The sequence below is a fragment of the uncultured Helicobacter sp. genome, assembly GCF_949282165.1.
Lineage (GTDB): Bacteria > Campylobacterota > Campylobacteria > Campylobacterales > Helicobacteraceae > Helicobacter_F.
This window is the reverse complement of the sequence record NZ_CASDOV010000011.1, coordinates 15,630-41,518: the sequence shown is the minus strand read 5'-3', so window position 1 is coordinate 41,518 and position 25,889 is coordinate 15,630. Positions and strand designations below refer to the sequence as shown.

The following is a 25,889-nucleotide window of genomic DNA, read 5'->3' as shown; positions in this document are numbered from 1 at the left end:
ACCCCAAATGTGCGCACTGCTAAGGGGGCACAAGTATCGGTATATGGTGGGGGAGACGCGTGATACCTCTATGCACCCGCAAAAAGAAAACGCCTATATACCGCCACAATCCCTGCGCCACGCTCTAGCAATCCTAGAGCAAGACATAACACAGAATCTAGCGCACAAATAGCACAAAAGAGGTGTATGAAACGCACAAAGAGGGCACACAAATGGGGCGGAAAAGCTTGGGTGTGCAAAAAGGGGAGTGTGTGGTAAGGCTCTATAAGTGAAAATCTGTCGTGTGGGAGTGATATGAGTGGTGATCACGACTGGACTTGAACCAGCGACCCCTACCATGTCAAGGTAGTGCTCTACCACTGAGCTACGCGATCTGTGCTCAAAACAAAAGCGAGGTTGGGAGTATAGCAACTTTTAGCTTTAACAAAATTTATTTATACAGAATCTAGTGCGCTTAAGCACAAAGGCTAGGCTAGATCACTCTAGTAAGTCCTTTGTCGCGAGGCTTTTTGTCGTCTTAGCGCCGAGTTTTTTGAGGGATTCAAACCTCGAGGCGAGACTCCCCCGCCCGCTTGTGAGTTTAGAATCTATCTCATCGCTTTGCTTGAGCACGCGCTCTAGGAGTTTTTTGAGCGCGCTAAAATCCTCTGTGATCGCCACAAATTTATCATAAAACTTCCCAATCTCCTCAAACGCCGTGCGCACTTTCTCATCGCTCTGTATATGCACCCAGCTCACCTCAATAGTCTTAAGTGCCATAAAGAGCGTGTGGGGCGTGGTGAGATAGACTTTTTTAGTATAGGCGTATTGGTAGATCCCACTATCTGCGCTCAGAGCCAAATCAAGGATATTTTGGTAGGGGATAAAGAGTAGCACAAACTCATAAGTGCTAGATTCAAAATTCGCATAGGGCTTTTTGGCAAGCTCATCGATACGATTTTTGAGATTATGCGCGATTTCTTGGCATACGCTTATATCAAGGGTTTCAAAGCTAAAGTTATTTGGCAGCGGGAATTTAGAATCGATAATAATGCTTTTTTGCTTATCCAAATACACCACCGCATCGGGGCGATACCCACTCCCCTCGTGCGTGAAGTGCGCCTCTAGCTTATACTGCTCGCCTTCGATTAGCCCACTATGCTCTAGCACATTTTTGAGCTGGATCTCAGCAAAATTCCCCCTAATTTTCTTATCGCCCTTTAGAATCTGTGCGAGCTTCTGGGCATTCTGCCCGATTTCTTGACTATAGGCAAACATATTTTTGATATTTGTCTCTAGCTTGGCTTCATTGGCCACAAGCTTTTCTTTATACTCTTTCATACCCTCCTTGTAGGTTTCTATACTCTCACGCACGGGGGCAAAGAGGGAATCGAGCATTTTTTTAGAATCTTCTAGCAAGTAAAGCTTATTTTGCTGGAGCATACTTTGGGATTGGGTTTGCAGGGATTTGTCAAACTCCGCTTTGAGCGTGGCGAGGTTTTGGGCGTATTTTTGCTCTAAGGATTGCAAAAGCGTGGCGTGGGCTTGTATCTGTGCTTGCGCTCTCGCGTTATCCTGCAGCGCGAGGCTGTATCGCTCGCTAGATTCTGTAATCTGGGCTTTGAGGGCTTGCTCATTCTTTTGGAATGAATCCACCTGCGCGATGAGGGCTTGGGTGTCCTTGCGCAGGGCGGTGTTTTGGAGCAGGGCGCGCATAAGCACAAACACTAGCGCGATCACTACTCCCAGCAGTCCGATAATGATGTAGAGCATTTATAATCCTTTTTATTTAAGACTTTCTTTGAGATTGTTGTAATACACACAGGCATTTTCTAGTCCCATATCGCAGGATTTTTTGTAGGTTTGTAGTGCCTTTTGGTGTCTTGCTTGAGGTTGATACCACCACGCTCATAGAGCGAGCCTAGTGAAAAGCACGCATTAGATTTGTAGTTTTCATAATGTTTTTGGCATTGGGCTTGATGGGCGGTGTTGGCACAGGCAGATTTGAGCGTGTAGCCATTGCAGGATTTGTCCATATATGCTGCGGCGATCCCCCAATCCTTGAGTGTGCCGCCAAGCCCAGATACATACCACAATCCTATCTGATAGCAGCTATTGACATCGCCTAGCTCGCAGCCCTTTTGGAATAAATGCGCGGCTTTTGTGGGATTGCGATTTGCCCCGCCAAAGCCGTGATAATAATAAAACGCCAAATCCCCACAAGCCACGCTATCGTTTGCCTCACATTGTTGTGCGAGCGTCTGCCCCCTCTCATCGAGTGAATCTTCTTGCGCTAAGGCAGCGAGCTTTTGGCGTAGCTCGCACCCTGCGTCAAAACCCAGCTTGCAAGCCCTATGCGCGTATGTATCGGCTTGCTTAAGATTCTGTGCTATGCCTTGGGCGTTTTGATACATTAGTGCTATGTTGTAGCACGCGTTGCCATCGCTTTTTTGGCAGGCTTTTTGATAGAGCCCCATCGCCTTAGTAAAATCCTGCTTTTCCCCCACGCCATAGCGATATACCGCTGCATACGCCCTGCACCCAAATGCCGAATCCAGCTCGCAAGCCCTCTTAGCATAGCGCGCGATAGAATCTCGCTTATTTGGCGCGATATCTTGGAAACTTCCTTCCCATATCTCGGATATAGCGAGCTCACAAGCTTCTTTGGGCGAAAGATTGGTGCTAGTAGCCCCATCGCAGATGAGCCCATAGCGCGTTGGAGAAAAGAAGTCTTTGGGGATTTTGCCATCATAGGTTTTTTTGATCGTATCCACATAGTCCCACTCCACAAGCCCGTTTTCTAGATTTGTGATACTAAGGATAATGTTGTATTGCACGATGGTTTTGCCCCCTAGCTCTTTGATGTCATTAGAGATTCTGCCGCTTAGGGAGTATTTGGGGACTAGCAGCGCGCCTTTGGGAATGATATTGCTAAACTCTAGATTGTTACGCATAGCACGGATAGAATCTAGCATAGGATCGGCGTTTGAGGCATTGCCAGCGATGACATTAGTGAGGGTAAAGAGCTTAGAATCCTTAATCTGGCGCAAAAACACTCGCGCCACCAACGCAGAATCTAGCGCAAAATCCGTGAGGTTGAAAAAATCCGAAATGGCGATGACTTTTGTGCCCTCATCTTTGCTTGATTTGGCAAACTCCGAGTGCAGCAAGTCATACCCCGCTAATTCACTAAATTGCGTGATTTCCTCAAGGCTGGGAGAAAGTAAGGTGCCCTCAGAGGGAGTGGCACTCCCTAGAGAAACGCACAATGCTATAATCCACAGAACATATCTCATCATTGTGCCTCCATTGCCTCTAGTGGGGGATCTTTTGTCGGTGTATTATACTTCAATTTTTGTATAATGGCTTGGCTTAATACACTTTAGGGGTGCGTATGGGGATCTGGCTAAAAGTTGGCAATATCGTGCTATTTGTCCTCGCTGTGATTTTGGGGGTGTTTGTGTTCCCACATAGTAAGATTACCCAAGAGGTGCTTGAGCTCTTCCCACAAAATGCGGATAGGGAGATCATCGAGGTGTATCGCGAGTTTGCAAGCTCTCGGTATGTGCTTGTGGCAAGCGAGGGCTTTGATGAAATCTCACGAGAAAACCTCAAGGCGTTTTTAGCGCGCACAGAGGATTTGCCCAATGTCGCCACGACTTTTACCCACACGCAAACCCCGCAAGATTTGGAGGATTTTATCGCTAGGCATTATGTCGCTATCGCCTCCCCCACGCACTCATTACAGAATCTAGCGCGCCTAAGCCAAGAGCAAATCACAAGCCACATAGTCCAAGGTGTGCAGAGCCTATTGCGCACACAAGATGGCGCAGGGGCTAATACAGAATCTAGAGAAACCCGCACCAAAGATTCACAAAGCCCCACAACCCCGCCCTCCTTTAATCCCCACGATCCGCTTGGACTTTTTAGCCTCCCCGTGCTAGATTCTAAAGAGCTCATCGCTAAGGACTATGGACTGCTAGGCGTGGTGGAGCTAAAAAGCATTGAGAGTGAGGCACTCAAACACACGATTGCAGGCTTTCAGTCTATTGCCAAAGACTTCCCAACCATACGCTATTTTTCCCAAAACTTTATGGATTCACTAAACCTCACGCTGACTTTGGAGGAGGTGGGATTTTTGCTCACTTTTTCTTCAATCGTCTTTGTGGTGCTCTATTTTGTGATTATCCGTATCCCTATGCTGACACTGCATACTATCATCATGCTCGTGCTTGCTAATGTGATAGCGATGTTTGTGGTTGCAAATATCTATCCCAAGGTAACGATTATGGCTCTAACCTTTGGTATGGGGATTAGTAATATCGCCATTGATTATATGATGCACCACAACTTTTTTGGGCTCTATGCCTCTAAGCGCAGGAGGTTTAACGCTCCGGTGTTTTATGGCTATATGACGACGATTGTGGGCTTTGGGATTTGCCTCTTTGTCCCCTTCCCGCTTTTGGCGCAGCTCTCTTTGTATGCGATACTCTCACTTAGCGTGAGTTATTGCTCCTTTGCGTTTGTGTATCCGTATATGGGCTTTAGGGCACCGAGGTTTTTCCCCACTATGGCGAGATGGCGCACCCAGAGCCTCTCTAAATGGTGGTTTTTGGCACTCTGTGTAGCGAGTATGGGCTTTGTGACTACGCATTTGCATTTTGACTTTGATCTCTCAAAGCTTGGGTATCACAACAAAGAGCAGATAAGAGAGCGCGAGTTTTTTGCCAATGCCTATGAGCGTGAGAGTAGCCAAATCTTGCTTAGCCATAAGGATTTGCAAGGGCTCATCGCGCTTGCTAATGCCCTGCAGCGCGCACTCAACGCACAAGTTTCACAGAGCTTCATACCCCTTAGCCTCCTGCCAGATAGTGCGCACCTAAAAGCTAGCAGGGAGCTTTTAGAATCTCATGCTATGGGGTATAATGTCGCACTACTGCAGCGCGCCCTCCCGCCACTTAAAAATGCGATGTTAGCGCAGATTAGCCCTAAAGATGAGGAGCGCAAAGCCGCGATAGAGACGCTTTTTGAGACTATGCAAAGCGCGTATGATCCTGCCAAACTCAAAGATTTGGAGCACCTTAGACTAGAGGCGTTAGAATCCCTAGGCTTTCGCGTGATAGAGCACGGGGGAGTGCTCTATTATCTCGCAAGCATTCACACAGAGGATTTGCCTCTCGTGCGCCAAATCGCGCGCAAGGAGCTTGGCACACAAGCCACGCTAGATAGCAAAGGTGGCGTGGGTGCTAGCGGGGGCATAAGCGGCGTAGATAGCACAGAGGGCGGCATAGAGACGCGCTCGCTCCAAGAGTTGCTTAGCCATATCACAGATTCACTCTATGCGCCTATGCTCATTATGCTAGGCATCGCGCTCACTGCTATGCTTGTTACGCTTGCCTTAAGTGCGCGAGGGAAGTTTTTAGAATGCGCGGTGTTTGTGCTTTTTCCCCTTACTAGCGCGCTTTTTGTTATCTCCACGCATAGCGCGCTAGATATTTTGCACCTCTTTGCGTTGCTCATCTTAGTGGTGGTGAGTGTGGATTATGGAATCTACGCGGCAAAGGAGGGACTAAACTTGCGCACCACACACGCGATATTTTTCTCCGCTATCACCACAGGCGTATCCTTTGGGATTTTGATGCTTGGCAATACTAAGGCGATTGTGTCCTTTGGGGAAGTGATGTTTGTGGGTATGGCGTGTATTTTGGTATTGCTTTTTTGGCTAAAGAGCGGGCAGGCACGACAATCACACTAGCACGCGACTAGCAAGGGTATAAGCCCCTAGCCCCCCGTGTGATAGAACGCGCGCTCTGAAATCTGCTCCGCGCCCCATTGGTTTTTTTCAGGCTTGTTATACACGGCTTGCTTGAGCAGCGCGCTCATCGCCTCCTTATCGCCCGATACTATCGCCTCGCGCGCATTCACAGAATCTTGGTAAAACAAACACGGGCAGAGCACACCCTCACTCGTGAGGCGGATTCTATTGCAGCTTGCACAAAAATCGTCCTCGTGCGGCGCGATAATCCCAAAGGCATAATCCCTGCCGTCTTTGGCTTTGGCATTGATACTAAAGAGTTTGGCGGGTCCGAAGTGCTCTTTAAATAGCGGCGTGATCGTGTATCGTGAAGCAATAGTCTCTAAAATCTGCTTAGAATCTAGCGAGATAAGCGTGGAATTAGCGTGCGTGTTTTCCATAAATTCGATAAAGCGCACCAAAATCCCGCGTGCTCGCCCAAACTCGAGCATATCACAAATCTCATCACGCGTCTGACTAAGTGCCACCATATTGAGCTTCACACCTAGCCCGACATTTTGGGCAGATTCTATGCCGCGCAGGATTTGGGGCAGCGCGTCGCGCTTAGAGATGGCTTTGATACGCTCGGGCTTTAGTGAATCTAGCGAGACATTAATACGCTTTAGCCCAGCGGTTTTAAGGCTTTTGGCAAATTTTTCGAGCAAAAAGCCATTAGTCGTGAGCGCGATCTCAATGCTAGGCTTGTGCGTATAGATTCCAGCGATAAACTCCACAATATCAGCGCGCAAAAGCGGCTCGCCACCGGTAATGCGGATTTTGGCGATGCCATTGTCGATGGCGATTTTGATAAACTCTAGGAGTTTTGGGAGCTCTAGAGCGGTGTTGTCAAAAAAATCATCGGGCGTATCGGGCATACAATATTGGCAGCGGAAGTTGCACTGCTTAGTTAAAGACACGCGTAGGTAGTCGATTTTTCGCTTAAAAGTATCGATGAGCATAGATTCTCTTTTTGTGGGTTAAAGTTGGGAGATTATACAATTGCAAGCATAACTAAAAACTAAATGAGGGAGAGGGAATGAGCGTAGCGTGTGTGGTTTTGTGCGGGGGGAGGAGCAGTCGTATGGGGTGTGATAAGGCGTTTTTGCCCTTTGGCGAGAGGGATTTGGCGCATTTTGTGTATGCGCGCTGCAAGGAGGTGTTTGCCAAAAGTTTTTTGTGCTTTAAAACCCCTAAGCCTAATGTGAATCTGCCTATGATTATAGAATCCCTTCACTCCCAAATCACGCAAACACATAGCCCCAATAGCCAAAAAGTGAGCGAGGGCAAGGATATTGCCTTTTCGCCATTGCACGGGATTGCGTGTGCGCTAAGGGAGCTAAAAAGCGCGTATGTCGCCTTTGTGAGCGTGGATACGCCTTTTGTTAATCCTAAGATTCTTTATACGCTCTATGAGCAGGTGCGCGAATGCGGGGCAAATGGCGGCTACATCGTGCAAGTTGATGAGGCGGGGGCTTTGGTGCGCGAGCATTATCTGCTCTGTGTGTGGCGTAAAGACGGGTTAGATTCTCTCGCGCGCGCCATAGAGGCGGGGGATTTTGTAGTGGGGGATTTGGTGAGAGAGCTTGGGTTTATCACATATGTGGTGTGTGATGAGGGCTTAAGCCACAATCTCAATACGCCGCAGGACTATCAGCACGCGCTTAAGAATCTACCCCGTGTGCGGTAGATTCTAAACGCACGCGCTCTTAAAGATAGCAGGCTTTTGTGATAAACTCCCGCGCTCTGCTCAACGCCTCTAAGTCTATCGCCTCGCCCCATATTTGTCGTATGCTTAAATCTAGATTTGTGAGCATTGCCTCTTTTAAGTCTTCAATATCTGGGGCTTTTGGATTAAAATCCACGCGATTGTGGCGCAAATCCTCTAAGCTATGGGGCTTTAGGATTGTGCAGGGCTGAAAACCGCGTGCTTTGCTCTGGGCTATCCTGCAAAAAGAGCACGGGTATGCCCATCGCGGTGCAGGGCGAGGCGCAGTGCAGGGCAGTGGTGATGACGAGTCTTGCCTGTGTGGCGTAGCGATCTAGGAGTGCTTGGGTGCTCTGATAGTCCCCATTAGCGATTCCTTTCTTCTCGTTTTTGGAAATATGTCTGTATGGTTTCTTGGCTTGGGTAGGTAAAGTTTGTCCTGCGCTTGGCAAAAATCTGCTCCTTGTTATCAAGCGCGAAAGAGCGCAATATGATAGGATAGATACTATCGTTTCTGTCGTTTTTGGAGAGATTTTCTCTAGCGCGTATGGTTACCATCTCTGTGCGCTTTTGCCCGGATTTGACGACAAAGGGATCTTTGGGCTTGATAATCTCTAGCTTGGAGGCGATGTCAGAATCCACACTAGGATTTAAAATCTCTATAGAAAACTCGTGATCGATACTATCGGTATTGTGAAACACCACTCTAAAGGTATTATCCACCACTTCGTGGGTGCGGATTTTATAGAGCTCGGAAGTGTTGTTGATATTTAGGAGCATACCCTCTTTTTTGGTGCTCACCACTAGCAGCGCGACAAACACAATGCTAAGCACGACGATGTAGGCAATCGTGCGGAATCTAAAATAGCGCACCTTTTGGTTTTGTTCCATCGCGGTGGGCGAAGTCCAAGTGACAAGCGAGGGCTTGTGGAGCTTGCCCATCACGCCCGTGCAGGCATCTACACACTCAAGGCAGTTGATACACTCTAGCTGCATACCCTTGCGTATATCTATGTGCGTGGGGCAGACTTTGACACACTGCTCGCATTCTATGCACTCGGCGTTTGGATCGATGAATTTTAGCTTTTTGTCAATCTTAATGCCGTGCTTGTCATACACGAAGCCCCCGCGGTTGTAGTTGTAGGTGGGCATAAGCGTATCGTTGTCATAGAGCACGGATTGCACGCGGCAGTATGGACAGATATAGACGCAGAAATTTTCTTGGATAAAGGCAATATCAAAGATAAAAAAGATCCCAAAACCTAGCCAAAACACCATAAGCACAGGGTGCTCGGAGGGCTTGGCAATATAGGCGAAAAAATCCTCGGGTGGCACAAAAAACCACATAAGGTTTGCCGCAGCAGTGAGACACAGAAACGCGATAATCACAAATGCAAGCGTGGCTTTGAGCTTATCAGCGAAGCTCTCAAGCCGCAAGGGCTGCTGTTTGTTGGAAATTTTTTTGCGCAAGCCAAAGATGGTGGTTTGTAGCAAATCCCGATAAATCACGCGAAAAATCGTCTGCGGACACGCCCAGCCACACCACAGACGCCCCGCCAAAGTCGTGATAAAAAATATCCCCACAAAAAGCAATATGAGCAAAAATGGCATCAAATAGAGCTCTTGCATATTAAAACGCGTGCCTAGCAGGTGCAGCTCGCCGTGATCAAAAGAGAGCAAAAAGATGTGTGTGCCATCGATAGTGATAAAAGGGAAACCAAGGAGCACGACTGCGGCTAGAAAATAGACGAGATAGCGCTTCTTGCGATAGAGCACTTGCTTTGGCGCGGTGGTTGGCAGAGTGGCAGATTGCATACAAAATCCTTATTGTGTTGTGGTATGAAGGCTACTATTATACACTATTTTACTGCAATTTGCCTTTGGCAAATTGCCACCGCTCGTGGGGAGTGAATCCCCACTTCGCTCCGCTGCGCGTTCATACACGCAATCTTGAAGCGAGATTCTGTGATTGCTTAGTGTAATCGCGTCAGGAACGCCGCTTGGACTAGCACCTTTTCTATAAACCGAGCCAGAGCCTATCATTTAATGCAAGTTTTACGCAGTAAAACTTGTCTATCGGGGCGTGGGCAAAGCCCCTCGCCCCTCCGCTTACGCGAGCATACATTGCATTTTTTAGCAAGGTTACAGAATCTTTTGGTGTAATCGCGTCAGGAGTGCGATTTGGCAATGGAATAGATTCTATAAACCCACCTTTTGGCAAAACTTGTTATCGGCAATGTGGGTAAAGCCCTCACTTCGCTCCGCTGCGCGAGCATACATTGCATTTTTTAGCAAGGTTACAGAATCTTTTGGTGTAATCGCGTCAGGAGTGCGTGTGGCGTTTGCACAGATTCTAAACCGAGCTAATGTAACAATTTGTGAATCCACAAAAGTGTGTTTATTGTGGAAAAGTCTCGTCTTGCATTGTTTTTAGCACTTTTTGCGCGAGATTTTGTTACAATCCATTTACTAAACCAGAAAAGGAGGATTTTATGGAGTTTTTGACGAGCTTAAATGAAGGCACGCAGTTTGCCATACAAATCGCTGTGGTGCTTGTGTGCTTGTTTTATGGTGCGCGCAAGGGCGGCGTGGCATTAGGGCTACTTGGGGGCATTGGTATCCTTATGCTTATCTTCCTTTTTCACGTCAAGCCGGGCAAGCCCGCTATCGATGTGATGCTCACAATCCTCGCAGTGGTGGTGGCGTCAGCGACACTGCAGGCTAGCGGGGGTTTAGATGTGATGCTCCAAATCGCGGAGCGTATCCTGCGTAGGAATCCAAAATTCCTCACGATTTTGGCACCCTTTGTAACCTGCTTTTTGACTATCCTCTGTGGCACGGGGCACGTGGTTTATACGATTATGCCTATCATCTATGACATTGCGATCAAAAACAATATCCGCCCCGAGCGTCCTATGGCGGCGGCTTCGGTGTCCTCACAAATGGGGATTATCGCCTCGCCCATGTCCGTGGCAGTGGTATCCCTCACCGCCTTGCTTTTAAACGCCAAGCACCCGCTAGCGGGCTTTGATGGCTATATCAACCTCTTGCAGATCACTATCCCTAGCACGCTCTTTGGGGTGCTCTGTATCGGGATATTTTCGTGGTTTCGGGGCAAGGATCTCGATAAAGACGAGGAATTCCAAGCGCATTTAAAAGATCCCGAGTTCAAAAAATATGTCTATGGCGAGAGCAAAACCCTGCTCAATGTCAAGCTGCCCAAAAAAGATTGGGTGGCGATGTGGATTTTCCTCGGAGCCATCGCGCTTGTGGCGACTATCGGCGTGTTTGATAGCCTCAAGCCAAACTGGGGACAAAAGATGAGCTACACCTACACGATTGAAGCAGGTGGGCAAATCTCTTGGACGCCAAGCGGGGAGAATAAGGGCAGTATCGATCTCAAAAAACTCGGACTCGATCAAACGCCCAAAACTACTGAATTTGGGGAGAGCACAAGCGCGTTTAAAGAAGCACTAGATTCTGGCGCGCTTGTGGCGACACCACAAAAGGACAAGCTAGGCAACCCAAGCTATGACTATATCTCGATGGTGAATGTGATCCAAGCCTTTATGTTGCTCGCGGGCGCGCTCATCATTATCTTTACCAACACTGATGTGAAAAAAATCGGCTCTAATGAGATTTTCCGCTCGGGTATGATTGCGCTTGTGGCAGTGTTTGGGATTTCGTGGATGGCGGATACGATGTTTGAGGTGCATACGCCGATGATGAAAGCACTGCTAGGCGATGTCGTGAGGGAGCACCCTTGGACTTATGCGCTGATGCTGCTACTCATCTCTAAGTTTGTCAATTCCCAAGCCGCAGCCATCGCAGCCTTTGTGCCTTTGGCACTCAATATCGGCGTGGAGCCCGGTGTCATCGTAGCTTTTGCCGCGGCGTGCTATGGGTATTATATCCTGCCCACTTACCCAAGCGACTTGGCGACTATCCAGTTCGATCGCTCGGGCACGACGCGTATCGGGAAATTTGTGATAAACCATAGCTTTATCCTGCCCGGGCTTATTGGCGTGTTTAGCTCCTGCTGTGCGGGATATGTGCTCGCTATGGTTGCGGGGTATGTGTGAGACTATATCTTTCTTAAGCCTCATTTAGGCTTTCTCTAGGCTCTGTCTCTTAGAGTAGCCTAGAGCCCAAATGAGGCAAAGGGAGCGAGAGTGCCTCTCTAGGGCTTTGCGCTCCCTTATGTTTTCTTATACCCCCTTGCCTAAGCCCCATTTTCTTTAGTTATCAAACCACAAGCTACGATTTTATAGATTCTGTGTCGCTTAGATTCTGTCTTTGTGTGTTGTTTAGAATCTCTTTAGATTCTGTGCGTGTTTTAGAATCTGCGTTGTTTGGGGATTGGTTGTGTGTTTATGAATCTATGGAGGTAGATTCTGTGATTGTTTCAGATTTTGAATCTGTCTTAGATTGCGTGCTCCCTACATTTGCTCTTGTAGATTCTGTAATCGCCTTTGAATCTGCCTTAGATTTTGTGTTTGTTTTAGAATCTGCTTTGGATTCCCTAAGTTCCGCATTACTTAGATTCTACCCTTGCCCATTTTTCAGAATCTCTTTAGATTCTGTATTTCTTAGATTCTCATTCTCACGAATATTCCCTAGATTCTCAAAATCACTTGTTTGCGCAAAAGAAAAGGAGTTTATCCCCTCCTCACATCCTTTAGCCCCGAAAAGATAAAGAGCCATTTCTGTGCGATCATCGCGTCTGTGTGCGCCATGCCTCCCACTCCTCCCAGCTCGCAGCTTCCTTGTTTTTTAGCTCATAGAGCGTGCCACCGAGATTCTTATGTCCGACATGCTTATGGCAGTCTGTGCATTTCATCGCCTCATCTGTGCCCTTAAACTCCAAATACTTTTGGTGCATTTTACTAATGCCCGAAGTTTTGAGCGCATTTGCCTCGATAAAGGCGTTTTCGTGGCATCGCATACACGAACTATCAAAGGTATGATTTGCCCTTGTGTGCTCGCGGTTGCCTAGCCAATCTTTTGTGCTAGGATCGCCTGTGAGCGTAGTCCAGCCCTCAGCGATGCCATTTTTTGCCTTGGTAAAGAGATAGTTATGTAAGCTATCATGGGGCAGGTGGCACTCCGCGCAAGTAGCTTGCACGCCTTTGGGGTTGCTCGCGCCGTGGATTGTATCGGCGATATTTGTCTCTGCTATCGCCCCGTCCCACGCGTGACAACTCCCGCAAAAGGGATACTCGCCGCTCGCCACCACCGCCTTATAGCCTAGCGAAGTAGCGATCAATGTCGCAAACACGCTTACCACAACTATGTAGAAAATTTTCTTTTTCATAGCCTCACCTCGCTATTAGATTTTGCATCGCTTCTTGTCCGTGGCATTGCGCGCACAGGACTTTTGGGGCTTTGGTAGAGCTTAGATTCTCTGCGCCTGCACTCACATCGATATGGCTTTTGTGGCAAATATCACAATCCAAGCTCTCATAATGCGGGCTTTGGTGGATATTGTTATTATGCCCTAAACCACTTGTGTAGTCTGCGAGCTTGTCGTATCCGCCGTGGCATTTCTCACAGCTCCTATTCATAGCACTTGAGTAGTCTTTTGGCTCTTTTTCTAAATGGCAATCCGTGCAGGAGAGATTGAGCTTTTTGTGGATTCCATAGATGGGGAACCTCGCCTCGCTAAAATCCTGCGCTACTTTAGAATCTCCCTTAGAATCTTTTAGAGCATTCCCACCCTCTGCCCACGCGAGCACACCACACAGCATTACACATACGATAACCCATCTCATCACACACTCCTTATTGCATTGTATCGTTTGGCTAACGCCTCGCCCGCGCGCATTCCATACACGAGGCAATCTAGCACCGCGCAGCTCCCTAGGCGATTATACCCGTGCCTCCCGCCTGTGAGCTCCCCGCACGCATACAAGCCCTTGATGATTTTTAGCTCATTATCATACACCTCACACCAAGTGCTAGTTTTCACCCCGCCCATACAATGATGCACCTTCGGACCCGGGCGCGCGGCAAAAAATGGCGGTTTCTCTACCTTGATGTATTTGCCCTTAAATTGTGAAAAATTGCGCCCAAACTCCGGATCGGTGTAGTTTGGATTTTTTGCTGCCTCATCGACAAAGCCATTGTATCGCGCAAGCTGCTCCAAAAACGGCTCTTTGTTAATCCCATAGTATTCGATGAGCTCATCGAGGGTTTCAAACTGCCGCACCGCCCCTGCTAGCATACCGCGCTGCAAATCAGGCAGCTTAATCGTCTTTGCCCCCTCTATGTCGGTAATCACCACCGGTGGGATTCCCTCATTTTGTGCCGTTACCTTGAGGATCGCGTCCGAGCCGATTTTCCTATCTGCAATTTCGTTAAAAAACCGCTTGCCCGTCTTTGGATTAATCGCGATTCCATAATCATAGGCTTGAGTGATGAAGCGATACCCAAAGCCAAATCCACCCTCATCAAAGCTCGTTACGTGCATACTTTGGATATATTGCATATCCACAAATTTCACATTGTCTTTGAGCAAAATCTCTGCGGTATAGCCCGTCGCGCCGAGGTGGTTTGTGGTTTTAAACTCTTTTGTGAGACTAGAATCAAAGCGCGAGCGGAATCGATAATCCGCGCCCCAGCCGCCCGTGGCGAGGATCACGCCGCCCCAAGCCTTGTAGTATTTTACCTGCCCGCTTTTGTTGGCAGATTCTATAGCGTCAGGATTGAAGTCAAATTGATACTTCTCGCGCACTTTGAGCCCAATCACATTGCCCTTTTTGTCATACACGATGCCATCCATTATCACGCGTGTGAGGATTTTGCCGCCATCTTTTTGGATTTTTTCTTGCAGTGGGCGCGTGATGTAGCTCCCCACGCCCGGCGAGAGCGAGCGCGCCACCGAGTGCCCGCCACTGCGTGTGAGCGCGCTAAACTTCACGCCACTTGCCATAAGCCACTCTAACGTGCGCGGCGCGTCTTCTACCATAATATCCACGAGCTCCTTGTCATTAATGTTGCGCCCGCTTTTTAAAATGTCTGCGACAAACTTTTCTTTAGAATCTTCTACATTCTCCTCTTTTTGGAATCGTGAGCCAGCCACGGCGATTTTACCCCCGCTGTATGCACTATTGCCACCCAAATAGGGCATTTTGTCTATCATCACGACATTTTTTATGCCATTATCTAGCAGGCTCTGCATCGCCGCTGAGCCCGCATAGCCACTCCCCACGACGATAGCATCAAACTCCCTATCCCACTTTGGGATCTCCTCCTCAAACACCTTTGCAAGCGCGCTTAGTGGCAGCGCACAGACGCCTACGCCCCCAGCGATGAGTTTCAAGGCTTTTCGTCTCTCTTGCATAATGCCCTCCTTTATTTACTTTTGATTTACTTTACTACAAAAGCCATAAAAGCACAAGGATTTTTTAAAAAACTTGTATTTTTGTCTAAAAACCTCGTAATTTGGTGCATTTTGCGGGAGGGGAAGCAAATAAGGGGCGAGTGGAGGAAACAAGGAGGGGTGCAGAGGATAAGAGGAATGGAGGGAAGCGGGACAAAAAGAAAAAAGCAGAGAGGTAAGATAAAAAAGAAACAAAAACGCAAAAAAAAAGGGGGAAGCAAAGAGGCAAAAGGCAAAAGAAGTGGGGCAAAAAGTAAAGAGATGGAAAAACAAGGCAGAGAAGTGAAAAAGTAGAATAAAGAGATGGGACAAAACAGAGGCGGGAGCAAACGAGGGGCGGGATTAGTCTAAAAATAGCGGGTTTTGCACGATGCGCTCGAGATTAGCAAGAGCTAAGTGTATGCGGTGCTGGGATTGGTTAAACTGCAGACGCGCTTGGTTGAGTGCTACCTCGACATTGAGCAGCTCGCGGGAAGTCTCGATATTTTGCTCATAGCGGTTTTGCACGATTCTGTAATTCTCCTCGGCTAGCACGATTGCCTTTTGTGAGACTTCGTATTGCTCCTTGGCGATGGCTAAATCATCGAGAGCTTTATCAAGGGCTAGGGACATTTCTTTTTTGAGATCGCTTAGCCTGCTCTGCATTGCTAGTATCTCATAGCGTTTAGATTCTATGGCATACGCATCGCTAAGCCCGTTAAAAAAATTCCACGACACGCTTAGGCGCGCTTGGGATTGGAGGTTGGTGCCAAAGCGATTGAGCAGGCTCACATCATTGCTATACCATCGCCGCGAAAAGCTCACATCAAGTGCGGGTAAAAAACTCCCATACAACGCCTTTTGTTGGTTGCCCATAGAGGAGAGAATCTCCTGCATATACAGATACTCGGAGCGATGGGAGAGCATAAGCCCCATAAGTTTTTGCCGCTCAAAGCGCAGTTTGTCTAGCTCATAGGCTCTAATCTCTTCAATCGCGTGCGCGCTCACCTCTTGCATAATGAGCTTTTGGAGTGCTAGGGTGGCGTAATGCAGGGTGTTTTTGTCATTGCTTTGGGTTACCTTGGCATTAGCGAGCATCACCTCCACACTCAAAAGATCGCTCTTTGCCTTCACACCTTGGAGGTAGAATTGCTGGGCTTGGGATTTTTGCAGCTCTAGGAGGCGGATAGATTCTGTAGAGATGGCGAGATTGTCTCTGGCTTGGAGAATCTGTATATAGAGGCTTTTAGCAAGTAAGATAATATCCTGCCTGCTCGCCTCATACATATGCTGCTGGGCTTGGTAGAGATCTTTATAGAATCTAAACCCATACAAATCTCTTAAGCCATTAAAGAGATTGTAGCTCATTTGGATATCGCTAAGATTTATGGTGTAGATGGTGTCATTGACGCGGGTATTTTGCGTGATGGTGTATTGCAATCCTAGCTTTGGGGCAAATCTCCCATATTGCGCCAAGAGATTTGCCCTGCTTTGCTTGGTGCTAAACTCCTGCTCTTTTATCACATCGCTATTTTGGAGGGCTAGGCGTATGACTTCATCGAGGCTTAGTCCCCACGCGCAAGTGGGCAATATCGCAGGCAGTATCACTGCCAAAGCCACCCTCCACATCGCCCTTTTCATCATTTTTGGCACCTCCACTTTCCTATCTGCTGCCAACTTTTTGCGCGTTTTAGAATCTCCCTTAGCCTTTTTGGGATTTTTATAAGCGCGTTATGCTCTCTTTTGCGCGTGCTCCCTCTGCGCTCTTTAGCCCAAAAGTAGAGCAAAAGCGCGCTTGGGATTACTAAGAGGCTTAGCACTCCTGAAAAGAGTAGCCCACCCACTAGCACCGAGCCAAGCCCTCTGTATATCTCGCTTCCCGCCCCGCCAAAAAGCACGAGTGGGAGCAGCCCAAATACGCTTGTAAAGATACTCATAAAAATCGGGCGCACGCGGGATTTGGTAGATTCTCTAATGCTTGGCAGATACGCCATACCATAGCTTAGGTTAAACTGCGTCTGATACACGATTAAAATCGCGTTATTTACCACGCTTCCAACAAGAATAATAAAGCCTAGCAGGCTAAGCATATCGAGGTTTTGGGGATAGACAAACGCATTGACAAAGCTAAGCCCAAAGAGCCCGCCACAAATGGCAAAGGGCACGGTTAGGATAATGATAAAGGGATAGGAAAAATTCCCATACAGCGCGCATAAAATAAGATATGTAATAAAGAGTGCCAACGCAAAGCCCATATACAAATCCTCCCTACCGCCCTGCATATCCTTAGCACTCCCGCCAAAGATGAGACGATTATCGCGCAGCTCGCCCTTTGTCTGAATCTCAGGGAGCACCTCCTCGCGTATGGTGGAGAGCACCTCCTCTAGGGGCTTGTCGGCGGGGGAGTTAAGCACGAGCAAAATCGTGCGCTCTCGCTCAAAATGCCGAATCTGCGCCATCGTGTATTCTTGGGCAATGTGCGTGAGTGAGCTTAACGGGAGGAGCTTGCCGCTGGGGGTGTAAATCTGTGTGTGCGCAAAATCCTCGGGTGCTTGAAAATCCACACTCTCCCTAGCGCGCCCTATGCTCTCCTCGCTCAAATCCGGCAGGGCTTTGAGCACGAGATCGATAGTCTTGCCACTAGGGGTTTTGAACTCATCGATTTGCTTGCCATCAAGCACCACATCGATAATATCCCCAAAGCTCTTAGCGTTTAAGCCATTGAGTGCTAATGCCACATAATCAGGATAGAGCACAATCTCGCGATTGGTATTCTCTAGTGCTGGCAGGGGGCGCACCTGCATATAGGGCATTTTTTGCTTGATAGCGTTGCTTAGGGCGGTGGCGGTGGAGATGATTGAATCTAGCTCGCTCCCCACGACATTGATATAGATACTCTGCGTGCTAGAGCCCTTATCAAATATCCCCTGCTGCACCACGGAGGCTTGCACGCCGGGGATATTGCTAATGCTTGTCTGAATCTGTGGGATAAGCCGCCTAATCTCTGCGGGATTGCTAGAGGTTACGCCAAGCTGCATATAGCTCTCACTCCCCGAAAAAAATAAATGCTTAATAGGCGGCAAATCATCAGAATCTTTTTGTGTGTAGCCTAGAGATTCTATAAGGTGTTTATTTTGGGCAAAGATACTCTCGCCGATTTCCTTGCGCTGCTCATAGGAGATACCCGGCGGGGCGTTTATGTAGCCAATGAGGAAGTTTTGATTACCCTTAGGCAGATAATCAAGCCTAGGGAAAAGCACCCAGCTAGCAAGAGCACAAAATACCATAAATGCGATGATAAACCACGCACTGCGCCTAGGCGTGCGCAGGATAGAATCTAGCACGCGTATAAGATATGCGCTCAAAGCACCACCAAGCCTCTGATACCAAGCAATAGCACGACTAGATTCAAAGCTAAAGCGTCCCATACACACATACAGCATCGTAGGTATCACAAAAATCGAGGCAAAAAACGAAATCCCAAGCCCAAAGCACACGCTAAGCGCGATATCATAAAAGAGCTGCCCCAAATCCTGCTGCATATCCATAATGGGGATAAAAATGGCAATAGTCGTAACCACCGAGGCAAAAATCGCGCCAATCACTTCCCGCGTGCCATCGATACAAGCACGCAAAAGGGGCTTTTGCATATGCAAGTGGCGCGTGATATTCTCTAGCACCACGATGGCATTATCAATAAGCATACTCATCGCAAAGCTCACACCCGCGAGCGAAATCACATTGAGCGTGCGTCCCATAAGGTTTAAAAAGAAAAAAGCAGCGATGATACATATCGGGATACAAATAAGCACCACCGCCATAGAATAGAGATTGCGCAAAAAGAGATAAAGCACCGCGCACGCGAGCGCAATACCCACGATGATATTGTCTTTGACAAGGCTTAGCGCATCAAGGATATAGCCCTCCTGATCCCTGCTCCACACGAGCTCCAAGCCATTTTCGCGCAAAATCCCCTCGTTTAGATTCTGCACGATGGCGCGCGTCTTTTGGGTAAGCTCTAGGATATTGGCATTTGCCACGGGCACGATTTGCACGCTAAGCGCGCGAGTGTCATTTAGGTAGCCATAGCTTGCCTGCTTGGCAAAGCCTTCAACCACGACGGCGAGATCTTGGAGATAGAGAATCTTGCTACCGGATTTTTGGATAGGCGTGTGCAGGATCGAGGCGGCGTTGTTGTATTCAGATTCTACTTTTATCTTGTAGGAGCGCATACCATAGTCCAGACTCCCTGCGGTGGTGTTTTTATTATGCTTAGTGATGGCAGCGATGACTTCAGCGATGGCGATATTGTGGTGCGCGAGCTTTTTAGAATCTAGCAGGACTTGCATTTGTGTGGCGCGCCCACCGGGATAAAACACCTCGCCCACGCCCTCTATGCGCTCCAAATGCCCTAGCACATAATCCTCAAAAAATGTCTTATAGGTATCCACTTCGCGCTCATTCCCCTCCAATGTGCGCAAAAAGAGATAAATCGCTGGCGGGATACTCTCGCCACTTAAGGCGATGGTGGGCTTATCCACATCATCGGGATAGCCCTTTATCTCGTCCATTTTGGCACTCACTTTAAACAGCGCGAAGTTTATATCCACCCCGCTTTTAAACTCTAGCCCTACCACCGCGCGCCCCTGCCTCGCAGTAGAGCGGATAGATTCTAAGCCTTCAATCCCTTTTAGGTATTTTTCTTGACGATTGATGATCTCCTTTTCCACCTCATAGGGCGTCGCACCGCTCCAAGTCGTGTAGATACTAATCGTGGGCTTGCTCACTTGGGGCATAAGCTGATAGGGCATAGATTTTAGCCCCAAAAGCCCAAACATCAGCGCAAAAATCACGCACACAAATACCACCATAGGATTGTGTAGGCAAAATTTGAGCGTGCGTATCATCGCCACCTACTTTTTGAGGCTTTTTAGCTCGATAGTGGATTCTTTGACTTGCATACCATTTTGGAGGCGATCCTGCCCGCGATACACGACAGAATCTGTGCTTTTGAGATTGCCCCGCACGATGGCATTGCTCCCCTGCACGCTTAGCACTTCCACAGGCACAGCGTATGCTCTAGAATCTCGCACCACAAACACACTCTGCATTCCCAAATACTCCACGATACAATCCCTAGGCACCATATTGCCCTCAATCACCCCGCCACTAGAGAGCAGGACTTGTGTCGCCATACCATCGACAAAGCTCCCATCGTTCTCCACACTGATATGCACGGGGAATGTCCTCGTATGCACATCCGCGCGCGGTATGATGGCATAGATTTTACCCTTATAATGCTTTTTGTTGATAAGCACGCCCACTTCCTGCCCTCTCTTTAGGTGTGTGAGCATATGTGAGGGCACATCGACAATGATCTCCGCACTTGTGGTATCCACGATCTCACAGATTGGATCGCCCACATTAATCCACTCGCCTTTGTTGATTTTTTTATCCACGATGATGCCGCTGATTGGGGCTTTGATATGTTTTTTGGCAAACTCCATTTTGGCAGATTCTAGCTCGGAAGTGAGGGCTAGGATATGGCTATATTGGGATTTTTGCTCGTATTCTATGCTCTCATACTGCTGGAGCGAGACAGATTCAGACTTTAGGAGGTTTTTGTAGCGCGCGAGCTCTTTTTGCTGGCGTTCGTGGATATATTGGGCTTGACTAAGCTTAGCCTGCTTGCTTTGGATTTCTTTTTGGAGTAAGTCGGCATTGACTTTGGCAAGAGAGGCATTGAGTTTGATAGAATCTCCGATTTTAAAATACACCTTTTCGACTACCCCGCTTGTCTGGGAAGCGACTTTGGAGCTATTGAGAAAGTGCAGCGTGCCAAGGAATGGAGTTTGTGCCTGCAGCGCGCCTTTTTGGATAGGTTTGGAGATGATGACTGCCTCTGGGGTTTGGGCTTTTGTTTCACTCTTTGTGCTTTTTTGAATCTGTGATTTGCTGCTCACTTCCTCTTTTTTTTGGCTTGATTCCCCTTGGGCAAAGAGACTAATCCACACAAATGCTAAGAGAGCTACAATCCTCATTTGGCTACCTTTACTCTTAAAATGCGGCGGCAAAATGCCAGCGCGCACCCATATAGAATCTAAATCGTGTAAAATCCAAATTGTTTCAATACCGCTTCCATACCGCCTATGCTAATGGGGCATGCCACAGATTCTGTCCTAAATTCTGCAAAAAAGCGATGAGATTTTATAAATGTTTCATTTTGTGTATATGCCATAGAATCCCCTGTGTATAGGCATTTTTAGAGAATCTAAACGCACAAACTCTCCAAAATTACCCTTTTGTGGTGGCAAAAGTTCCACAAATTGTTGTTTTTTTGTTACATTGATAGGGAATCTCAACAAAAAGGAGTGCCTTATGACAAGCAACAATAGACAGGCTGTGTTGCAGCGTTTTCAGCAATTCGTGAGATTCCGAAACAGATTCGGACTTGCTCTCGCAGTGATTGTGCTCGTATGCTACTATGGCTTCATCGTGGGCGTGGGATTTTTCCCTGAAGTTTTGGGGTATAGGCTAGGGCCTAGCTCTATCACATTTGGCATTATGTTTGGTATCTTCCTCATTGTGCTCTCCATCGTGCTTACAGGTGTTTATACATTTTTTGCCAACAAATACTTTGACAAAGAGCAAGAAGAAGTGATAGAAGAGTTACACCAAAGTGGGCTTATCGATGAGTTGAAAGACGGGAGGTAACATTATGAAACATAAAATCTTTTTAGGGCTTTTGTTTGCAAGCCTTACACAAGTCGTATTGGGCGCGGGCTTTGACGCAGGAGATGTAGAAAAAAGCGATCTCAATCTCATCGCTATCGCGCTTTTTGTGCTCTTTGTGCTCGCCACGCTAAGCATTACCTATTTTTCAAGCAAAAAGTCCAAATCCGCCGATGGATTTTATACCGCAGGGGGTAATATCACGGGTATGCAAAATGGTATCGCCATTGCGGGGGATTATATGAGCGCAGCGAGCTTCCTAGGAATCGTCGCGCTAGTTTTTACCAATGGCTTTGATGGCTTGATTTATTCTGTGGGCTTTTTGGTTGGTTGGCCTATCGTGCTTTTTTTGATCGCAGAAAAATTCCGCAATCTTGGCAAATACACCTTTGCCGACATTGTCGCCTATCGCCTCAAATCTAAGCCCATCCGCACGATTTCAGCCATCAGCGGCTTAGCGGTAATCGTCTTTTATCTCATCGCACAAATGGTGGGCGCAGGGCAGCTCATACAAGTGCTCTTTGGACTTCCATACACCGTGGCTGTGGTGCTTGTAGGGATTTTGATGATTTGTTATGTCGTCTTTGGGGGAATGCACGCCACCACTTGGGTGCAAATCATCAAGGCGTGTTTGCTTTTGGGCGGTTCAACCTTTATGGCGCTTATGGTGCTCTATCATGCAAATTTTGATCTCGCCTCTTGGTTTGCTAAGGCTGTGTCTAATCATAGCAAGGGCGAGGCGATTATGAGTCCGGGGACCTTCCTGCCCGATCCTGTTTCTGCGATTTCTTTGGGGTTAGCGTTGATGTTTGGCACGGCGGGCTTGCCCCATATCCTTATGCGATTTTTTACCGTCAAAGACGCTAAAGAAGCGCGCAAATCCGTGTTTTATGCTACCGGACTTATCGGATATTTCTATATCCTTACCTTTATCATCGGGTTTGGGGCTATCGCGTTTTTGCTAGGCAATCCGGAATTCACTGATAGCGAGGGGAATTTTACCGGTGCGAGCAATATGGTGGCTGTGCTCCTAGCTCAAGTGCTTGGTGGCGATGTGTTTTTAGGATTTATCTCCGCAGTGGCGTTTGCTACGATTTTGGCAGTGGTGGCGGGGTTAGCCATCTCTGGAGCGGGTGCGATAAGCCACGATTTGTTTGTCAATGTCTGCAAAAACGGCGTGTGCGATCCAAAGCTTGAGATGCGTGTTACCAAAGGTGCCTCTATCGGACTTGGAGTCTTGGCTATCGTCCTAGGCATAGGTTTTGAAAATCAAAATGTCGCCTTTATGGTGGGACTTGCCTTCGCTATCGCAGCAAGCGTGAATTTCCCTATCATTCTACTTTGCATTTATTGGAAAGATCTCACGACAAAAGGCGTGTTTTGGGGCGGACTCATCGGACTTATCAGCGTTTTGGCACTTGTGTTACTTAGTAAAAGTGTGTGGGTAAAAGTGCTACATTTCCCTGAGGCGATTTTCCCTTATGAGCACCCCGCTATCTTTACGATACCATTGACACTTGTCCTCATCTATATCATCTCTAAGCTTGATAATAGTGAGCGTGCAAAAATCGATAGAGCAGGGTTTAAAGCCCAAGACTTCCGTGCTCAAACAGGGATTGGTGCAAGCGAGGCAGTGGCTCACTAAAAGAGCCGCTTAAGCCCTATGGATTCTATTAAACCACCTTTTGTGGGAAAATGGGGCTCTGCGGGTTTGCAATGTGCTAAGGTTGAAGAATTTCTAAAGAAACTTCGTTTTCTAAAGAAACTTCGTTTTGTGAAAAGCATATCGCAATGAATAGTTTTGCTAGCAGTAGCAATCTTACAGAATCCACACAAGGCAAGCAAGACCACGCACAGAATCTCAAGTGGCTTTAGAATCTAGCCTTATAGATTCTAAGGCCATTGCAAAATCCGCTCAAAATCCACAAAAACAAAACCTAGAATCTAAAAAATCGTAGAATCTACAATATAGAATACAAAAAAGATTCAAAACTTACCATTTCAAAAAACCTCATCAAGGCTTTTAGTGTTGTAAATTTGCAAATTTTCCAATTGTTTTGGATTCTCAATCCATGTTGGATTCTAAGCCCACACTAGATTCTGTGTTTTGCTTGGGATTGTGCGCTTGGCTTGGCATTTTGTTATAAGCTCTTTAATCATTGTAGTGCGTAAGCTTGCTTTGAAAGAAGCAGAGGCTAGCTCCACGCCCTCCAAAAATCTGCAATCTTACCGCACACATCACATACCCGCTTGACTTAGTGTGGAGGGAAACAAAAAGAGTTGTTTGCATTATAGAATCTAAAGACTGCCTAGATTCTCTAATGCTAGGTTTTGGGATTTAAGTCCTAGAGCTTTTTGAGGAGCTCTTGCATAAGCTTCACTTCACTCTCTTGCTCGGCAATGATGCCTTGAGCGATTTTGCGAATCTGGGGATCTTTGGCATAGGCGAGGATAATTTTTGAAGTCTTAATCGCGCCGTTGTGGTGAGCTATCATCGCACGCACGAAGTCCTTTTGGATATCATCTGTGGGCTTTATCTCGTGCATTTGGTGCATCATCGTATCCATCGCCTGCCTGTTGGCTTTGAGAAACTCCTTGTAATCCGCGTTTGATAGCGTCGTGCTTGTGACTGTATCGCCGCTAAGCAGGGCTTTGAACTCCTCGATTTCTTTAGTTTGGGATTGGATGATGTTTTGTGCGAGTGCGCGTAGCTCATCATTGGTGATATGTGGCAAAAGCAGCGTCGCAGAATCCACCGCGCCCTGATGATGGGGGATCATATCGGTAAGATAATCGATCTCTGGGCTTCTGGATTCTGAAAAGTCTTGGAGCATCATCGGTGCGTGCATAGAATCTAGCATTGCTTGGCTTGAGGCACTTTGGCTTAGCGTGGGTTGCTCTTGCTGGGTGTGGTGCTCGTGATGGGCGTGGTGATTGTGTGTGTTGGCAGATACCAAACCCATAGCCAAAAATCCTGCAAAAACAAAACGAAGTAACATAAAAATCCTTTCAAGTGGGGAATTGTGCTTGGCATTATAGGGGAGAAGTTTTAATTGATACACTTTATTTGGGGAATTTTTTGTATAATTGGCTCTTTGCAAACATCGTGGCTCCTAGCCATCTTGCTATCCACACACTCACCTCTCGACCCCTTCATCTAGTGGCCAAGGATACCGCCCCTTCTAGGCGGTTACGCAAGTTCAAATCTTGCAGGGGTCGCCAATCTAGCGTTTATTTTCTCCTTCATCTAATGGCTTTGAGGGCTTAGATTCTGTATGTTGGGATTGTGCTATTTGCTCGGATTTAGGCGTATGCGTATCCTGCGCCTTTTTGGCTTGCTTTTTATCCTTTTTGTTTTTGCCCTTATCTTTTGTCACTTTGGTTTTTGCGAGCTTGTCTTTTTTACGCTCTTTAAATTGCGCCAAAACCTCCTTGGTGGGATCGTCGCTATAGTGTTGGTATTCAGAATACTGCCACACGATATGCGGATCTGGGAGCAGGCACACACGCGTTTGATCCTTGTCCTCGTAGTCGATTTTGCTTAGCAAATCGCGTGCGACATTGAGCCGTGCGCGCTTTTTATCGTTGGTATTGACGACTACCCACGGGCAAAAATGCGTATGTGTGCGCGCAAACATCTTTTCAAACGCCTCGGTGTATTCATTCCAAAGCCCTAGGGATTTGTCATCGATGGGACTTAACTTCCACATACGCAATGGATCGGTTTTGCGGCGCAAGATTCTGCGTTTTTGCTCATCTTTGCCCACATCAAGAAAGTATTTAAAAATCATCGTGCCGCTTGCGATAATCATATGCTCGAGATTAGCCACTTGCGTGATGAATTCCTTATATTGCTCCTGGGTGCAAAAGCCCATCACTTTTTCTACCCCCGCACGGTTATACCAACTCCTGTCATAAAAGACGATTTCCCCACCGCTTGGCAGTGTGGAGATATAGCGTTTAAAATACCATTCTGTGCTTTCTGTCTCTGTGGGCTTTGAGAGTGCTACGGTGCGGCAACCTCTGGGGTTTAGGTGCTCGGTTAAGGCTTTTATTGTGCCGCCTTTGCCTGCTGCATCGCGCCCTTCAAAGATGATCATTATCTTTTTTTTGTATTTTTTCACCCAATTTTGCAGTTTGCAAAGCTCTATATGGAGCTTTTGGAGCTCGTTTTCGTAAAAATCCTCTTTCATTCTGCCGGATTTCTTTTTATACACTTCTTTGATATCCATACTATTTTCTGGACGGATTACAAGCTGCTGCTTTGCCTTTGACATACGCGCTCTCCTTTTTGTGTGGATTATCCACCGAGGGTATAA

At 47.4% G+C, this 25,889-nt stretch carries 24 protein-coding genes and 2 tRNA genes; 7 read left to right on the top strand and 19 right to left on the bottom strand.

Annotated features, from left to right (window positions below):
* Positions 1–299: 299 nt before the first annotated feature.
* The 3 genes from ACH2BK_RS06445 to ACH2BK_RS06435 all read right to left on the bottom strand — a co-directional run bounded on the left by ACH2BK_RS06445 (position 300) and on the right by ACH2BK_RS06435 (position 3,278).
* Positions 300–374: transfer RNA gene (locus ACH2BK_RS06445), tRNA-Val, on the bottom strand.
* Between the two features lie 103 nt (positions 375–477).
* Positions 478–1,752 (bottom strand): DNA recombination protein RmuC, encoded by a 1,275-nt coding sequence (rmuC, locus tag ACH2BK_RS06440; protein ID WP_395002736.1) that lies wholly within the window; start codon positions 1,750–1,752, stop codon positions 478–480.
* Positions 1,753–1,811: 59 nt separating this feature from the next.
* On the bottom strand, positions 1,812–3,278 hold the full coding sequence (locus ACH2BK_RS06435; protein ID WP_395002734.1) for a hypothetical protein: 1,467 nt from the start codon (positions 3,276–3,278) through the stop codon (positions 1,812–1,814).
* Between the two features lie 95 nt (positions 3,279–3,373).
* On the opposite strand from ACH2BK_RS06435, the gene ACH2BK_RS06430 reads away from it, so the two are divergent.
* Positions 3,374–5,734 (top strand): hypothetical protein, encoded by a 2,361-nt coding sequence (locus tag ACH2BK_RS06430; RefSeq protein ID WP_395002732.1) that lies wholly within the window; start codon positions 3,374–3,376, stop codon positions 5,732–5,734.
* 26 nt (positions 5,735–5,760) lie between these two features.
* Here the strand turns inward: ACH2BK_RS06430 and moaA are convergent, their stop codons facing one another.
* The gene (gene moaA / locus ACH2BK_RS06425; protein WP_395002730.1) at positions 5,761–6,732 is read right to left on the bottom strand and encodes a GTP 3',8-cyclase MoaA; all 972 of its coding nucleotides are present in this window, start codon (positions 6,730–6,732) and stop codon (positions 5,761–5,763) included.
* A gap of 77 nt (positions 6,733–6,809) precedes the next feature.
* On the opposite strand from moaA, the gene ACH2BK_RS06420 reads away from it, so the two are divergent.
* Positions 6,810–7,460: a molybdenum cofactor guanylyltransferase gene (locus ACH2BK_RS06420; RefSeq protein ID WP_395002728.1), complete on the top strand. Its 651-nt coding sequence runs from the start codon at positions 6,810–6,812 to the stop codon at positions 7,458–7,460.
* Positions 7,461–7,479: 19 nt separating this feature from the next.
* Here the strand turns inward: ACH2BK_RS06420 and ACH2BK_RS06415 are convergent, their stop codons facing one another.
* From ACH2BK_RS06415 to ACH2BK_RS06390, 6 genes are read right to left on the bottom strand one after another with little or no spacing between them, the layout of a single operon-like run.
* A complete protein-coding gene (locus tag ACH2BK_RS06415; protein WP_395002726.1) occupies positions 7,480–7,650 on the bottom strand; it encodes a hypothetical protein in 171 nt (56 codons plus the stop codon).
* 10 nt (positions 7,651–7,660) lie between these two features.
* Entirely contained in the window at positions 7,661–7,930 is a 270-nt protein-coding gene (locus ACH2BK_RS06410; protein WP_395002724.1) for a hypothetical protein, read from the bottom strand.
* Positions 7,845–9,293 (bottom strand): cytochrome c oxidase accessory protein CcoG, encoded by a 1,449-nt coding sequence (ccoG, locus tag ACH2BK_RS06405; RefSeq protein WP_395002722.1) that lies wholly within the window; start codon positions 9,291–9,293, stop codon positions 7,845–7,847. The genes ACH2BK_RS06410 and ccoG overlap by 86 nt, the downstream gene beginning before the upstream one ends.
* A 9-nt stretch (positions 9,294–9,302) precedes the next feature.
* Positions 9,303–9,521 carry a hypothetical protein gene (locus ACH2BK_RS06400; protein WP_395002719.1) on the bottom strand — a complete coding sequence of 73 codons (219 nt, stop codon included), beginning with the start codon at positions 9,519–9,521 and terminating at the stop codon, positions 9,303–9,305.
* Positions 9,496–9,699 carry a hypothetical protein gene (locus ACH2BK_RS06395; protein WP_395002715.1) on the bottom strand — a complete coding sequence of 68 codons (204 nt, stop codon included), beginning with the start codon at positions 9,697–9,699 and terminating at the stop codon, positions 9,496–9,498. The genes ACH2BK_RS06400 and ACH2BK_RS06395 overlap by 26 nt, the downstream gene beginning before the upstream one ends.
* The gene (locus ACH2BK_RS06390; protein ID WP_395002713.1) at positions 9,678–9,866 is read right to left on the bottom strand and encodes a hypothetical protein; all 189 of its coding nucleotides are present in this window, start codon (positions 9,864–9,866) and stop codon (positions 9,678–9,680) included. The genes ACH2BK_RS06395 and ACH2BK_RS06390 overlap by 22 nt, the downstream gene beginning before the upstream one ends.
* A 104-nt stretch (positions 9,867–9,970) precedes the next feature.
* Between ACH2BK_RS06390 and ACH2BK_RS06385 the strand changes: the two genes are divergently transcribed.
* Entirely contained in the window at positions 9,971–11,560 is a 1,590-nt protein-coding gene (locus ACH2BK_RS06385; protein WP_395002711.1) for an anaerobic C4-dicarboxylate transporter, read from the top strand.
* A gap of 194 nt (positions 11,561–11,754) precedes the next feature.
* Complete coding sequence (locus ACH2BK_RS06380; RefSeq protein ID WP_395002709.1) at positions 11,755–12,174, top strand: hypothetical protein; 420 nt, start codon at positions 11,755–11,757, stop codon at positions 12,172–12,174.
* A gap of 18 nt (positions 12,175–12,192) precedes the next feature.
* Here the strand turns inward: ACH2BK_RS06380 and ACH2BK_RS06375 are convergent, their stop codons facing one another.
* The 7 genes from ACH2BK_RS06375 to ACH2BK_RS06345 all read right to left on the bottom strand — a co-directional run bounded on the left by ACH2BK_RS06375 (position 12,193) and on the right by ACH2BK_RS06345 (position 21,076).
* Positions 12,193–12,792 carry a cytochrome c3 family protein gene (locus ACH2BK_RS06375; protein ID WP_395002706.1) on the bottom strand — a complete coding sequence of 200 codons (600 nt, stop codon included), beginning with the start codon at positions 12,790–12,792 and terminating at the stop codon, positions 12,193–12,195.
* Between the two features lie 4 nt (positions 12,793–12,796).
* A complete protein-coding gene (locus ACH2BK_RS06370) occupies positions 12,797–13,249 on the bottom strand; it encodes a cytochrome c3 family protein (RefSeq protein ID WP_395002703.1) in 453 nt (150 codons plus the stop codon).
* The gene (locus ACH2BK_RS06365; RefSeq protein WP_395002699.1) at positions 13,249–14,820 is read right to left on the bottom strand and encodes a flavocytochrome c; all 1,572 of its coding nucleotides are present in this window, start codon (positions 14,818–14,820) and stop codon (positions 13,249–13,251) included. Before ACH2BK_RS06365 ends, ACH2BK_RS06370 begins: the two co-directional genes overlap by 1 nt.
* Before the next feature lie 381 nt (positions 14,821–15,201).
* A complete protein-coding gene (locus tag ACH2BK_RS06360; protein WP_395002696.1) occupies positions 15,202–16,482 on the bottom strand; it encodes a TolC family protein in 1,281 nt (426 codons plus the stop codon).
* Positions 16,479–19,745, bottom strand: coding sequence for an efflux RND transporter permease subunit (locus tag ACH2BK_RS06355; protein WP_395002692.1), 3,267 nt, complete (start codon positions 19,743–19,745; stop codon positions 16,479–16,481). The genes ACH2BK_RS06360 and ACH2BK_RS06355 overlap by 4 nt, the downstream gene beginning before the upstream one ends.
* Before the next feature lie 6 nt (positions 19,746–19,751).
* Positions 19,752–20,879 carry an efflux RND transporter periplasmic adaptor subunit gene (locus ACH2BK_RS06350; protein WP_395002690.1) on the bottom strand — a complete coding sequence of 376 codons (1,128 nt, stop codon included), beginning with the start codon at positions 20,877–20,879 and terminating at the stop codon, positions 19,752–19,754.
* Positions 20,880–20,938: 59 nt separating this feature from the next.
* Entirely contained in the window at positions 20,939–21,076 is a 138-nt protein-coding gene (locus tag ACH2BK_RS06345) for a hypothetical protein (RefSeq protein ID WP_394995814.1), read from the bottom strand.
* Positions 21,077–21,216: 140 nt separating this feature from the next.
* Here ACH2BK_RS06345 and ACH2BK_RS06340 point away from each other — a divergent pair, with 140 nt between their 5' ends.
* Positions 21,217–21,552, top strand: a complete 336-nt coding sequence (locus ACH2BK_RS06340) for a DUF485 domain-containing protein (RefSeq protein WP_394995811.1) — start codon at positions 21,217–21,219, stop codon at positions 21,550–21,552.
* Positions 21,553–21,556: 4 nt separating this feature from the next.
* Positions 21,557–23,215, top strand: a complete 1,659-nt coding sequence (locus ACH2BK_RS06335; protein ID WP_394995809.1) for a cation acetate symporter — start codon at positions 21,557–21,559, stop codon at positions 23,213–23,215.
* A 700-nt stretch (positions 23,216–23,915) separates the two neighbouring features.
* Here the strand turns inward: ACH2BK_RS06335 and ACH2BK_RS06330 are convergent.
* On the bottom strand, positions 23,916–24,569 hold the full coding sequence (locus tag ACH2BK_RS06330; RefSeq protein WP_395002687.1) for a DUF305 domain-containing protein: 654 nt from the start codon (positions 24,567–24,569) through the stop codon (positions 23,916–23,918).
* 147 nt (positions 24,570–24,716) lie between these two features.
* Between ACH2BK_RS06330 and ACH2BK_RS06325 the strand changes: the two genes are divergently transcribed.
* Positions 24,717–24,792 (top strand) — tRNA-Glu (locus ACH2BK_RS06325).
* Positions 24,793–24,794: 2 nt separating this feature from the next.
* Here the strand turns inward: ACH2BK_RS06325 and ppk2 are convergent.
* A complete protein-coding gene (gene ppk2, locus ACH2BK_RS06320) occupies positions 24,795–25,847 on the bottom strand; it encodes a polyphosphate kinase 2 (protein WP_394995804.1) in 1,053 nt (350 codons plus the stop codon).
* Positions 25,848–25,889: the final 42 nt, after the last annotated feature.